We start from the raw sequence: 13,053 nt of genomic DNA, 5'->3' as shown, positions 1-13,053 counted from the left end.
AAGGAGCCTCTAAATAACTCCGTAATGCCTCTGCGGGTCTTGAAGGCTGCAGGTGTTAGGCGCAGCTCGCCGCGAATGGCCCTATGCAACGCAGCAGATGTGGCCTTCAAGACCCGCCCTTTGGGGCAAGCAGAGCGATTCACACTCCGCGTTGCGACTTCTTGAAAGGTCTAGACATTCCTGCGAAGCCGCGCCTTGACTGTGAACCGCTCTGCATGCCAGAGGTATCACGGAGTTATTCAGAGGCTCCTTAACAATAACCTTAACTTTCTGGTGATTGTAATGCTCAAAATCAAAGAAGCCGCCGCTTTTATCCTAGTCGCGTCCCTGATGGGGTGCTCCTCAGATACTCCAGAGGATCCCAAGCCCACCACACCGGTCGGTTCAGACAAGGATGCCCACGGGTGTATAAACTCAGCCGGCTACCTTTGGTGTAGTAAAACTAAAGAATGCGAACGACCATGGGAACTTGCAGAGAAGGCTGGCTTTGCTAACACTCCCAGTAATTTTGATGAGTACTGCGGTAATAAATAGGGTCTCTGCCTAGCAGCCTCCTCCGTCTATAGGAGAAAGCAGTGACAGCTAAGGTCTTTGATACTCAAGACTAAAGAACAAAAGCTTCAGAAATAAAAAAGCCCGGCATAAGCCGGGCTTTTAGAAGATGGCGGTGAGGGAGGGATTCGAACCCTCGATGCCTTGCGACATACACACTTTCCAGGCGTGCTCCTTCGACCACTCGGACACCTCACCAAGTTCTCTTGTCACCCCCTGTTGGGGCGGTCCGTCTTTCAACGTTCTCTCGCCTTAATGAAATCTTCAAATAAATCAATAAGATAGCTACTTTAGCCTTGAGAGAGAGTGCACTTTACCCAAATGTTAGAGAAAGTTCCAGTGAAATCTGAGATGAATGAGCTCCGTACATTCTCTTTGGTGCACATCCAATGCTCCTGGTTAGATTTCATACAAATTGTGTGCGCTCATACGACCAATACCATTTAGAATTTGAACACCGCACGCCGACCAAGTAATAAGGGGCTGGTATGGCGGAGGATCTGGGAAAGAAAGGGGGAACGCCCAGTGGAACCAGTCAAGACTGCATGGCAAATCTATATCCAACCCGATACAGCCTGAGTACAGGGTGTAAATTGACTGCTAGTACCTTTTCATAACCTATCGGTGTCTAAAACTTACCTCAAGAAAGTGTCCTGCCCATCCTGTTAAAGGCAATAAAAGAAAACTATAACGTGGCCACCAGGGCAAGTTTCTTCCAGAACGCTCCAAGGTTCGTCGGTGATACTTCTCAGTGCTCGCTACTTCAGTTCAATAGAAGGCTGGGGCGCATAAGTGCCCCAGCCCACTGACAATTTAAAACTTAGTCAGCACTTTTTGTGAAATACAGGCTGTCTTTTACTCGAGCCCCAGTGCTTGGATTAGTTACATACCAAGTTAACTCGTAATCTCCGGCCTCAAACCACTCTGGTATAGTTAGATAATTCCGAGTGTAGTCCTTTGTCTCAGAGTAATTCAGCACAACATCTCGTGAATTATGAATGGGATAACTATCCCCATTGGGAAAAGTGAGTAGGCTCCATTGCTCAAGTGTAACCAACGATTGTGAAGAGTCTAAATTACGTATACTCGCATCATAATTGACTCTTCCCCCGTAGGAAGGAACTAAAAACTCGGCAGGCTCATCAAGCACAATCGCTAACTGAGTGTCAGAGACGTCACCCTCAACAACCAGTTCAAGATCCCATAGCTCTACATAACCACCTTGCACTCTGAGCTTTATCTCACCCTCCCCATCCAGTAGGTTTTTCGACAATAAGCTATTTTCATCAACACAGTAGTTGAAATTTTGTAACTGTGAAGAAGGATTGGAGTTGTCCGGAGTTGGCAGAGCATGGTTATATAACAGGTCCACCAGAGTATATTGGGCAGAAATCCAAGGGATATCTGGATCTATAAATTCTTTTTCTACTATAAAAACTGCCGAATTCGCATCTCCATCTTTAACTTCAGTATTGACACAAACTCTTTCGATATTATCGAATTGATAGCCAATATCTAAATCTACCTCATGATCAACCCCATCCTCCAACCTGAAAGGAAATGCCTCACCGAGGTCTATTTTTGAACTTAATGTATCCGCCTGAATCAATGACGGTGCGCAGATTAAAGCAATACCAGCGATAGAATTTTTCAGCACACCACTGTGCATAGGGTAGCTTACATCCAGGTTTTTCAAAATCACATTCCATTTAATACATTATGAGATACAACAAAACTTCGAACAGATTTTAGAGCCACTTCCTGAGAAAATATGGTTCACATCATAGTAATCCATATTTATCGCCGATCTTGTATAGATTCACCTTATGGTAAATACCATTCATCCACTAAAGACCAACTAAATTAAATCTGTCCAATATATTGTATTTCAACTCTCCCTGTCTCCACAAAAATTTTCACTCCACAAACGTCCCAATTGAAAAACTCAAGGATAGTATCTACACAACCAACCCTGATAAATCGCTGATCAACCGCTCAATAAAATCCATTAAAGTAATCGGACTCTTGACATAGAGTCAGCCTGATAAGTAGTTCTAACAATCAAGCACCGGGTATCCCCAGTGCTGATATTGATCGATACATGCACTGGAAGGCTTTCATCATTGGCTAATATCTTTGTTATCACATAAACCATATGCGTAGATCTTCCAGCCATATTAATTCACACACCATTTTGACCTCAGTCGCAATAGCAGCTCACAGCCTTAGCAATTTTTTGATTCATAGTATCTCGCTCGATAATACCGAAGCAGTGGCCGTCATTGACGGCATAAGTAAATTTTACATGCCAAACCCTGCATACTGTGAAAATATATAAGGATTGTAAGTAAGAATTCACCACCAAGCAGGCAATAATCACGAAGATAATTTAGCCAGGAAATTTAATATATAACCGTGAATTAGCTGCGAATTAGAGAATGTAGCTACAATTTAAAAATAGCGGCAGGGAATTACATTCGCAGTGAACACTCTCACGAAACTAACTTAAATAAAATAACCTGGGCAGACGAAAAAACTGCCCCAGAATGAGAGGAAATATAAAACGATCAATTAAAATCCTGAGTGAAAATAGCCTTTTACAGCTCCCTCAAATCAAATAACTCATCGATTTTAAGCCCATTCGAATTTGGGCCAATCTTTGGGGCATCCCGTCCTGAAGAACCAAAAAAAGTGTCACAAATAACGGCTGGAACTACCAAAAGACAGAATGGAATTATGCGAGAGAAGAAACAAAAAAGCCCGGTATAAACCGGGCTTTTAGAATATGGCGGTGAGGGAGGGATTCGAACCCTCGATGCCTTGCGACATACACACTTTCCAGGCGTGCTCCTTCGACCACTCGGACACCTCACCAAATTGTCACCCTCCATGAGGGCTCTCCGCCTTGTAGCGGCCTCTTTCTCCAGAGAAATCTTCAAGGAAATCAGGAAGATAGCTGCTGTGTCGTCGAGAGAGCGCGCACTTTACCCAAATGTACCCGGTTGTGCAAGCACTAATGCGAAAAAAGTATCTCGGACAGTAAAAACGGGGGTTCATAAAGGTGTTTTGGGTCAGCCGCCGCAAGTACCATTGCTATGTACTCTTTCAAATGGGCTCAGGAGATGTCGCAGGTTTAGATGGAAGGCTCGATTAGTCACCTAAACCCAGGCTCTACACTAGTACCGACTAACATAGCTTTCGGGGCCTTCTCTTTCCTTGGGCCCTTAAAGTAAGTAGTTATAGCGCAACTTATCTTTTGCCGACACACCTCCCTTCATCACGGCGCAAAACACCCGGACTCCAGAATTCGGTTTGATCTAGGTTAATAATGTCAGAAAGGCACTCTGTCATAATTCTCCATCCGCTGTAGAGTCAGTGATCGCTATCTATATACCCCCTGTTACGCAAAGCCTTGACGGTGCCCCGCCTGCCTAAATGCAAATCTGCCATGAAAATTGGGAGGTTCTGAGGCTGGAGGTGCGGTAATATCACTGGCAACAACAACGAGAAAAATATCACTTGCATGCACAGTTTTTTCGCATTCTGTTCCTCGGAAGAGTAAACTGCGCTGCTGGAGTCACGGCGTGGCTATACGGTGGATGGGGAAATCGGAGCCACCCTATCGCCAACGCGCAAGGTGTTCACTTTCTGCTCAAACGGACAAAGAACAACACAAATGCAGGACCAGCTTGAGGAGAGCACGGGGCGGAATGTTAACCCTCGCTACTCCACCTATTTTCGCACCCTGATTTTATTTGCCGCTGCCGGCACCCTGGCAAACGCGGTGAATTGGGATGCGCCATGGCAATCAGACAAGCTGGTTATTACCGGATCTGCTCTTTTTATCATTGCTTATACCGCTCTCGCCCAATTTATCCTCTACAAAACTGGCGATAAAAAAGCACTGAAAACCCGCCGCTGCCTTTCTTTCCTGGATACAGTACTGATCGGCATCACCATATCCCTGGCAGACTTCAGCATGCTGCCCTCGCTGCTGCTGGTTACCATGGTCCAGCTGAATGCCCTCACTGGGGGCGGCGGCGGTCGCGCTTGGTTTGAGCACAATACCGGCTTATTGGTTGGGGTCGTTATCGGGTACCTGATGCACGAACCATCCCTATTGGTGAGCGCTGACCTCACTATCAGCACCGTAAGCCTGATCTGTATTCTGGCCTATTTATGCGCCTATGCATTCTTTACCCACCGCCAGATTGGCCAGCTTAAGGAAGCCAATCACTCCCTGATGGTTGAGCAGCGCGTTAGCAAGGTTCGCTCCTACAAACTTTCCAAGTACTTGCCACAAAAGCTGTGGCGCTCTGTCACTACTGGGGATGAAGAAGCTCTGGTGACCCAGAGAAAGCTCCTCACCGTTTTCTTTTCTGACATCAAAGACTTCAGCCAGCTCACCGAGGAGTTAGAGGCAGAGACCTTTACCCAGCTGCTCAATAATTACCTCTCTGAAATGGCACGCATCGCTGGGCAATACGGCGGCACTATCGATAAGTTTATCGGCGATGCGGTAATGGTTGTGTTTGGGGACGATGAGAGTAAAGGACCAAAGTCAGACGCTCTGCGCTGCGTAGCTATGGCCCTGGCGATGCGTAAACGCGTACGTGAAATGAAGCAGGAATGGTATAACAAAGGTATCTCGCGCCCCTTGCAGGTTCGTATGGGTATTAATACCGGCTACTGTACTGTCGGCATTTTTGGTACCGCTAACTACCAGTCTTACACGGTGATGGGTACCCACGTTAACCTCGCTTCGCGATTGGAAGGCGCCGCCCAGCCGGGAGAAATCCTGATTAGCCACGAGACCTGGGCCATGATCAAACACACGGTTATGTGCCGGGACAAAGGGCATATCACCGTAAAAGGTATTAGTACCCCGGTGAAGGTTTACCAGGTTACTGATCTGCGTAAGAACCTGGGTGGCCAGCAGAGTTACCTGGAGGAGCATGCCCCCGGATTCTCAATGCATTTAGACCTGGATAAAATCCGAAATTACGATAAGGAAAAGGTTTTACAGTCCCTGCAAAAAGCAGCATCCAACCTGAAGAGCAAAGTCATTATCTAGTTTTATAAAAGGTGTGTAGGCTCAAATTTCTACATAGTGGTATGCATACGCACCGCCAGGTTCCCCATAATCCAGACTGTACCCAACACAATAATCAAAAGAATTAAGCTAGAGAAAAGGATTAACGCCAGGTTATCCCTCCGGTCCCGTTGGGTCGTTACGTTCAAGAAATATTTTAATTGCACCACCAGTTGCGCAACCCCTAGTAACGCAACGAGAATCAAGACACTTTTATTCTCCCTACCGATCGTCAGCACTGCGGCAAAAGCCGCCAGAGTGAGCACAATAGACAGGATATAACCTGTGATATACAGACGCAGGTGTTGCGCAAAAGTCGGTTCTTTAGCCATAGACCCAGCCACCGAAATAAACCACGGAAAAAATTCCGATCCAAATCAAATCGAGGAAGTGCCAGAACAATGCCAGGCGCAGAAAGCGCAGCTTTACGACATCTCCCAATCCCATAGTGAAAACCTGAACGATCAAAACGATCATCCACAGACAACCGAAAGTAACATGGAGACCGTGCAAGGGCACTAAGCCAAAAAAGGCTGACAGGTAACCACTGCGCTGTGGCACCCCGCCCTTCTCGGCCATCCCGGCAAAGTCGTACAGTTCCAACGCCAGGAAACCCATGCCCAGCAACAGGGTTATCACCACCCAAAATAGAAAGGCAGCGCGACTGCGTTCATGCTTAACAATAACTGTCGCAATACCCGCAGTGAGGCTGCTGGTTAGAAGAAGCATCGTTTGGGCGAACAAGCTGCCGAAATCAAAAAGCTCTTTCGGGCCCGGCCCTCCGGCGGTAGCGCCCACCATGGTGATATAAATCGCAAATACCACCCCAAAGAAAATCAGGTCGCTCATCATGAAGACCCAGAAGCCAAAGATCACCATATCGGGATCTCTGTGGATGGCTTCGTGGGGATTGATGCTGCCCGGGCTTTTCGGTGAAGAGACGGGATTCATTTAGATCTCCAGCTTCGCAAGGCCGACATTTCGCGGGGAATCTTCCAGGTCCCGGCTCACTGCCTCGCTCTTCTCGACCAAGGCCAACCAAGCTTCCGTATCCTTCTCTAACTGACTGGCAGGAATAATATATTCCGTTTCTTTGCGGAAGGTGGCCGCGATAACTGCAACCAAAATGGTTAATGCGGAGATCAGTGCAAGCCACCAGATGTACCAAACCAGGGCAAACATCAAAATTCCACTGACAACGCACAAAATAAATCCGAGAGGATTATTTTTAGGGAGCTCTATGTCTCGATAGACTTTAGGCCGCTTATAGGCTTCACCATGCTCCTTAGCCTCAGTAAATGCATCCCGATCAGTAACCTTGGGTATTTCAACAAAGTTATAAGCCGGTACCGGAGCGGGAGAGTTCCATTCCAGGGAGCGTCCATCCCAAGGATCACCCACAGGAACCTGGGTTTTCTTTCGGTCTCTGATGCTTACGATAAATTGAATAACCAGCGAGATTAAGGCCGCCAGAACAATCATTGCGCCAATAAAAGCAACGATCATGTAAGGCTTGAATGTGAGATCGGCATAGCTGAATGATCGCCTTGGCATTCCCAATAAGCCGGCGCCATAGAGCGGGAAAAATGTCACCATAAATCCTGCAAACCAGAGATAGGCTGAGCGTTTACCCCACTTATCATTAAGGCGGAAACCAAATGCTTTGGGGAACCAGTAGTTGTACCCTGCCAAAATTCCAAACAGCACGCCGGGAATCAGAACATTGTGGAAATGCGCCACCAAGAACAGTGTATTGTGCACTTGGAAATCGACGGTAGGGTTAGCCAGGATAACGCCGGATAGACCACCAATCACAAACAGGATTAAAAAGCCGATGGCATAAACCATTGGAGTGGTAAAACGTATTCGACCGCGATACATGGTCGCCATCCAGTCGTAAACTTTCACCCCGGTCGGCACCGCGATCAGCATAGTCGCTATACCAAAGGCAATATTGATCGTCGGACTCTGCCCCATGGTAAAAAAGTGATGCAACCACACCGTAAAGGACAGGATCGCAATACACATGGTAGCAATCACCAGGGATTTATAGCCGTACAGGGTTTTGGCCGAATAGGTGGAAAAGACCTCGGAAAAAATACCATAGGCTGGCAGCACCAACAAATAGACCTCAGGGTGACCAAAGAGCCAAAACAAATTGGCATAGTTCATCATATTTCCACCGAGGTCATTGGTGAAGAAGTGGAAATCCAGGTAGCGATCCAAGCCCAACATTAGTGCGGCAACGCTAAGGGGCGGCATTGCGAAAATCATTAGAATGGAGGCGCAGAGTACGGTCCAACAAAACAGTGGCATACGGAATAAGTGCATTCCTGGACCACGGCATTTATACACGGTGACGGTGAAATTAATTCCCGTTAATGTCGTGCCCGCCCCAGAAAATACGATCGCCCATATCCAGTAGTCAGGCCCAACCCCGGGACTAAAATCCGCCCCCGTATAAGGTGGATAAGCCGACCACCCCCCTGTAGAAAACTGCCCCACCACCAGAGAGACCATCAACAAAATACCGGAGGAAACTGTCACCGCCAGGCTGATCTGATTAAGTACCGGGAAGGCCACATCACGGGCACCAATTTGCAGCGGCATAGCGAAATTAATGAGGCCCACCAAAAACGGAACTGCCACAAAAAACACCATTATGGTGCCATGCGTACTGAACAACTGGGCAAAGTGATCTGCATAGAGGAAACCTTCCGGTGCGGCGGCTTGCTGGGCACGCATTACCATTCCCTCTAGCAAACCTCGAACCAACATCACGATCGCAAAAGCGATATACATAATGCCGATTTTTTTGTGATCAGTGCTGGTCAACCAATCCCGCCAGAGTGTTCCCCAGACTTTAAACCAGGTCAATAAAAACAGGATTCCCACTGTTGCCAGTATTACTATCGAGCCCGCCACACTGGCAACGGCCTCACTGACAGAGGGCCGCTCAAGAAACCCGCTAAACACCAGAGAATCCCAATTAAGCTTACCCAGCCAACCGTAATCCAAATTGTTCATGGCTGCGCTCCCTCGGCATCATCCTCGCCCCGGCCGAATTTTCGGGTGCCGGGCTGCTCTTCGATGCTCAGCGGTTTACCGGAGTGATAACGCATTACTATTTCGTGAAAAAGGTCTGTGCCCGGCAAGTTAAAATACAGTGTATTTTCTGGCATCTTGCTATTTCCCAAGACTTTGTATGCTTGTTTTTTGGTGTTTCGCTGTGCCAGGCGGTTATAATTTTCTGGACTCAGGACAATCCCACCCGTCCGTACTTGCTTTACCCAGGTTTCAAAGTCCTCATCAGTCACAACCTTGACTGCAAAATTCTGGTCGACAAAACCATTGCCGGTGTATTGGGTATTCTCCCCTCTGGTGTCGCCGGTTTTTGTACCGATAAAATTGAGCTTTGTCGTCATACCCGGCATCACATAAATCTGCCCAGCCAATGCAGAAATAAAGAACGACTGCATTACCGTATCGCTGGTTAATATCATGGAGACTGGAGTGTGTACCGGTACAACCAATTCACCGACTGTTGCAATATCCAGCTCCGGATAGATAAATAACCACTTCCAGTCGAGCCCCACCACCTGCACTTTTACCGGGGGTACAACGCCCTGTATTTCCTTGTAGGGATCGAGCCGTGCCGTTGCACGCCAGAGCATCACTGACAGCACAATTATGACCAGGAATGGCACACCCCACATAATTACTTCGAGCGGACCATAGGTTTCCCATTTTGGCGCATAGAATCCGTGACCTTTTTTTCTTCGGTATTTAAAGAGGATTACTGGCACCAGGATAAATACCGGGAGAACAGCGACCATGGTGAGTGCCATAGCCCAAAAGAAGTGTACTTTCTGCTCCTCTGCCACTGGTCCCAACGGCATCAGAAAGGTTTCAGAAGCACTGGCTGAATAGGGGATTAATAAAATTGAAAGAAAAACTGGCAGAATAAATAATAATCGTGGAGCGTGTACATCAACACATCTCCAGCACCTTAGACACGCACGCCAAAAAACCACAGGGGCTTTTAGATTCCAATCCATGGTAAAGCCTACCGCCAAAAGTAGTTAGCCGGCATCTATTCCTGCTAACGCTTTGAATTCCCTTTCGAACCATTGAACGCGCACTCTTTGATAGGCCCATCAACGGTTTGTCTCACCAGAATAGCTGAATACAACAGTTTTATTGGCCTGGAGAAAGGTTCGATAAAAATCACGATAAATTAGCGGCTATAAAACGCCATTGCCAGACATAGTGCGAATCATCACCTCTACAAACTCGCGTAAATCTCTCTCATTGGGATGGCGCAGCTCCTCCCCTGAATACTTGTATAAAAAAGTATCCGACTGAACCGACCAATAAACTTCGTCACTAGGCGCCGAATATAGACGTGTCTCCACAACAGCAACCTGGGAGTTGCGGATATTCGGGTTGATCCGTTTTAATGCCAACAATTGGGTAACCAATAAAGTGTCAAATCCTCTCTCCCGGAGTAAGGGTGCAATATCCCCCATTGAGGGAACACCCGTTATTGCTCCGAGAGCACTCCAGGAATGCGCATCAATACCCGTATCCTGCAGTTGCATGACCCACTCCCTTTCTACCTGCCCACCGACTATCGGCCTCGGTACCAGGGTATATGCGAGTACCAGGGTTTTTCCTAAACTTTGAATACCAATATATGGGGACTGCCATACCCGCGTAACCACGGTACTGGCTGAAGTCCATCCGAGCAGAAGAGAAATCACTGAAAGGCTGCATAACAACCGAATAACTCGTGCTTGAAATAGCTTCTCTCGTTTGACTCGCATAAACCTGAACACCTCGTTTAAACACTTTACTTTTTTAAAACGTCATTCGGGTCGTAAATTGTGTCCTAACCAAAGAGCCCCTATCTCCATCTTTGTCTTTGCGAGCGCCGTAGAGTACCTCGATTCCAGTCAGCCAACGGGGAAAGGGTAACCAGACAATATTGATACTGCGGTATTGGGTTGCTTTGTAGGACTCACCGGGTTGGAAGTCCAGATTATCCTGCCTCACCCTACCGTAGGTCGCCACGGTATACAGGCAAGGAGTCCACCAGTGCTGGTACCCCAGATACCAGGCTGTAGTGTTTAGTGCCTCTACGGAGTTATCAAAAAAATCATAAGCTGCATCTGGTGGCGCATCATTAAGTAGACCGCTATATCCCGCACCGAGGGACAAAGAGTAATAAAGAACGTCTTTAGAAAGTGCGCCGGGCATATTGAAAGTGCCGCTTAAATTTAATCCCCAGCCGGTAGTCGATACGGCTGAATCCGGATCGCCACTCGCGCGCAAATCCCTTAATACCAAACCCGCTTGTACCTGGGACTTGGGCAAGTCCGACTCCAGGGCAAATACCGCATCGGGCCAGCGGGCAACCTCGATTGCATCCTCGAATATTTGTGAATCTGGCGCTTCAATAGCCACCTTAAAGTAATACTGTGGTCCATACCTCTTAATCCATCGGACCATTGAATGGCGCAAGCCAAATGCCGAATTAGGCCCCTGGAAATCCAGGGTATTGGGGACCGCTTCCAAGTTCGCGAATGTTGACCACTGCTGCCCTACAAGAATACTGCCCCCCCAAAGCGCATTGCTCACTTCTCCATAAGCTTTACGCATACGGGGGTTGGGAGTGGTAACACTGGAGTCCTGCAGGAAGTCCATCGAAATCAGGGTTTTAAATTCACGTCCCTCCCAGTGCTGCAGGGTCTCAAATACCAACCTGGAGGTCTGCACGGTAAATTCTGTCTGCCCGTCTGCTCCTTCTGCAGCCGTCTTGTCGAAAGTCACAATATCGGCAGGAACAAATTGTGCGGGGCTGATGATCGCGTCAGTATCATAATTAACGTCCAGGTCTGCAAAGCCGCTGAGCTTCGCCTTCATGGTGCTTCCCAACAGGGGAATGGAGCCGGGCCACTCCGTTGTCGCATTGGCAATCACATCTTCGATATCACTGGGGTCAGGTACTGCCTGATCAGACTGGGCCCGCGGCGGAGGTAGCGAACCGGGCGGGACCACTTGGCGTATCTCCTCAATCTGTCGCTGCAAATCATTTAGCTCTCCCTTACTCGCTGGCGCTTCAGCGGGTTGCACAGGAATTACTTCCATTGAGGGGCGGGGTGGTGATGCCCGCTGCATTTGCTCAATTTGCCGGCGCAGGGCTTCGAGGTCTGCCTGTTGTTGCTGGATCTGGGCCTGCTGCTCTTCCAGCTGCTGTTGCTGGGCCTCAATCACCCGTATCAGTTCATCAGCTTTAACATAAACTTCTGCAGTGGAAGGTTGGGAAAAAAGAAGTGGGGCAAAACCGATTACTACGGCAGGGATTACTGGGGACTTCGTATTAATCTCCATCTGTCAGCCTCAACTCCACCTCCTGTGGGGTGGCCAACACAACTACACTGTCGGTTTCCCCGGCCTATCTGGAAAGCGTAGCTTAAGAGTCCGCAGCGCCAACCCAGGCCGGCACCAAGCAAAGATTGAAATTGAAGGACCGTACCACCGGGGACTCCGGTGGCACTTAAGAAAGGAAATTATTGACGGGCAAAACGCGGAGGCATACGTTTCTCAATGCGAGTCGATCTCAGCGGATTAATATCCAAGCCACCACGACGGGTATAGCGGGCACATACAGTTAACTCGGTAAATTCCGCCAACTGTTGCAAGTCGCAAAAGATACGCTCGACACAGTGCTCGTGAAAATCCTGGTGTTCGCGGAAGGAAACAATATAAGCCAACAGTGCCTCTCGCTTCAGTGCCGGTCCTTTATAGTCCACAACCACTGTCGCCCAATCCGGTTGTCCCGTTACCGGACAATTACTGCGCAGCAAGTGGCTATAAAGAACCTCACTCACATCTTCCTCACCGCCTTCGAAGGCGAGAAGTGCAGGATCCGGCTCGTAATTATTCACTTCTATATCGAGATGATCCAGACAATAACCCTCTGGCTTCTCAACTGCCAGCGCTGCATCTTCCACATCCATCAGGGTAACGCCGACATTTGCCCCCGCCGCTGCAGAGAGGTCCCGCACCAGTGCATCCTGTACCAATCTCCAGGATTCAAACTTGCTCTGGTTAAAAGAGTTTAAATACAACTTGAAGGATTTTGACTCCACCATGCAGGGGCTTTCCGCAGGAAAACTAAAACGAGCCACCGCCACCTGTGGTTTGCCCCTGGGGTTCAGCCAGGAAAGCTCAAAACCCCACCATTCATCCTCTCCAAAGAAAGGCATTGCGCCGGCAGAGAGTCCCAACTGGGCTCGGGATACTGAGCGTTGAATTGGATGGAGCAACTCGGGGTTGTAAGTGGATTCGTAGGTGGTCTCCTGCCCCAGGGGGAGGTTTTGCCAGTCTTCTCTTGTCATAAATTT

The 13,053-nt window shown here is 48.3% G+C and carries 10 protein-coding genes and 2 tRNA genes; 2 read left to right on the top strand and 10 right to left on the bottom strand.

Annotated features, from left to right (window positions below; all coding sequences use genetic code 11):
• The first annotated feature begins 282 nt into the window (after positions 1-282).
• Positions 283-534, top strand: coding sequence for a hypothetical protein (locus ACJJIW_RS13835; protein ID WP_444896630.1), 252 nt, complete (start codon positions 283-285; stop codon positions 532-534).
• Positions 535-662: 128 nt separating this feature from the next.
• Here ACJJIW_RS13835 and ACJJIW_RS13830 read toward each other — a convergent pair.
• The 3 genes from ACJJIW_RS13830 to ACJJIW_RS13820 all read right to left on the bottom strand — a co-directional run bounded on the left by ACJJIW_RS13830 (position 663) and on the right by ACJJIW_RS13820 (position 3,426).
• A tRNA-Ser gene (locus ACJJIW_RS13830) sits at positions 663-750 on the bottom strand.
• 622 nt (positions 751-1,372) lie between these two features.
• Positions 1,373-2,248 (bottom strand): RbmA family biofilm matrix protein, encoded by an 876-nt coding sequence (locus ACJJIW_RS13825; RefSeq protein ID WP_444935476.1) that lies wholly within the window; start codon positions 2,246-2,248, stop codon positions 1,373-1,375.
• A 1,090-nt stretch (positions 2,249-3,338) separates the two neighbouring features.
• Positions 3,339-3,426, bottom strand: a tRNA-Ser gene (locus tag ACJJIW_RS13820).
• An 802-nt stretch (positions 3,427-4,228) separates the two neighbouring features.
• Between ACJJIW_RS13820 and ACJJIW_RS13815 the strand changes: the two genes are divergently transcribed.
• Positions 4,229-5,626 carry an adenylate/guanylate cyclase domain-containing protein gene (locus ACJJIW_RS13815; protein WP_282933535.1) on the top strand — a complete coding sequence of 466 codons (1,398 nt, stop codon included), beginning with the start codon at positions 4,229-4,231 and terminating at the stop codon, positions 5,624-5,626.
• Between the two features lie 29 nt (positions 5,627-5,655).
• Here the strand turns inward: ACJJIW_RS13815 and cyoD are convergent, their stop codons facing one another.
• From cyoD to queF, 7 genes are all read right to left on the bottom strand, one after another.
• On the bottom strand, positions 5,656-5,976 hold the full coding sequence (gene cyoD / locus ACJJIW_RS13810) for a cytochrome o ubiquinol oxidase subunit IV (protein ID WP_444912603.1): 321 nt from the start codon (positions 5,974-5,976) through the stop codon (positions 5,656-5,658).
• Positions 5,969-6,595, bottom strand: a complete 627-nt coding sequence (locus ACJJIW_RS13805) for a cytochrome c oxidase subunit 3 (RefSeq protein WP_444894403.1) — start codon at positions 6,593-6,595, stop codon at positions 5,969-5,971. Before ACJJIW_RS13805 ends, cyoD begins: the two co-directional genes overlap by 8 nt.
• Entirely contained in the window at positions 6,596-8,671 is a 2,076-nt protein-coding gene (locus ACJJIW_RS13800; RefSeq protein ID WP_444935475.1) for a cbb3-type cytochrome c oxidase subunit I, read from the bottom strand.
• Positions 8,668-9,543, bottom strand: coding sequence for a cytochrome c oxidase subunit II (locus ACJJIW_RS13795; RefSeq protein WP_444935474.1), 876 nt, complete (start codon positions 9,541-9,543; stop codon positions 8,668-8,670). Before ACJJIW_RS13795 ends, ACJJIW_RS13800 begins: the two co-directional genes overlap by 4 nt.
• 345 nt (positions 9,544-9,888) lie before the next feature.
• The gene (locus ACJJIW_RS13790; RefSeq protein WP_444935473.1) at positions 9,889-10,470 is read right to left on the bottom strand and encodes a hypothetical protein; all 582 of its coding nucleotides are present in this window, start codon (positions 10,468-10,470) and stop codon (positions 9,889-9,891) included.
• A gap of 34 nt (positions 10,471-10,504) precedes the next feature.
• Positions 10,505-12,037, bottom strand: a complete 1,533-nt coding sequence (locus ACJJIW_RS13785) for a DcaP family trimeric outer membrane transporter (protein ID WP_444935472.1) — start codon at positions 12,035-12,037, stop codon at positions 10,505-10,507.
• Between the two features lie 179 nt (positions 12,038-12,216).
• Positions 12,217-13,047, bottom strand: a complete 831-nt coding sequence (queF, locus tag ACJJIW_RS13780) for an NADPH-dependent 7-cyano-7-deazaguanine reductase QueF (RefSeq protein WP_444935471.1) — start codon at positions 13,045-13,047, stop codon at positions 12,217-12,219.
• Between the last annotated feature and the right edge of the window lie 6 nt (positions 13,048-13,053).

The organism is Microbulbifer maximicatervae (SeqCode), from assembly GCF_052467815.1.
This window is presented reverse-complemented; position numbering and strand designations above follow the sequence as displayed.

What these genes read in the sequence shown, in the direction of transcription:
- ACJJIW_RS13805 (WP_444894403.1), bottom strand. Translation starts at nt 6,595, where the DNA reads ATGAATCCCGTCTCTTCACCGAAAAGCCCGGGCAGCATCAATCCCCAC.
- ACJJIW_RS13785 (WP_444935472.1), bottom strand. Translation starts at nt 12,037, where the DNA reads ATGGAGATTAATACGAAGTCCCCAGTAATCCCTGCCGTAGTAATCGGT.
- ACJJIW_RS13795 (WP_444935474.1), bottom strand. Translation starts at nt 9,543, where the DNA reads ATGCCGTTGGGACCAGTGGCAGAGGAGCAGAAAGTACACTTCTTTTGG.
- cyoD (WP_444912603.1), bottom strand. Translation starts at nt 5,976, where the DNA reads ATGGCTAAAGAACCGACTTTTGCGCAACACCTGCGTCTGTATATCACA.
- ACJJIW_RS13815 (WP_282933535.1), top strand. Translation starts at nt 4,229, where the DNA reads ATGCAGGACCAGCTTGAGGAGAGCACGGGGCGGAATGTTAACCCTCGC.
- ACJJIW_RS13790 (WP_444935473.1), bottom strand. Translation starts at nt 10,470, where the DNA reads ATGCGAGTCAAACGAGAGAAGCTATTTCAAGCACGAGTTATTCGGTTG.
- ACJJIW_RS13800 (WP_444935475.1), bottom strand. Translation starts at nt 8,671, where the DNA reads ATGAACAATTTGGATTACGGTTGGCTGGGTAAGCTTAATTGGGATTCT.
- ACJJIW_RS13835 (WP_444896630.1), top strand. Translation starts at nt 283, where the DNA reads ATGCTCAAAATCAAAGAAGCCGCCGCTTTTATCCTAGTCGCGTCCCTG.
- queF (WP_444935471.1), bottom strand. Translation starts at nt 13,047, where the DNA reads ATGACAAGAGAAGACTGGCAAAACCTCCCCCTGGGGCAGGAGACCACC.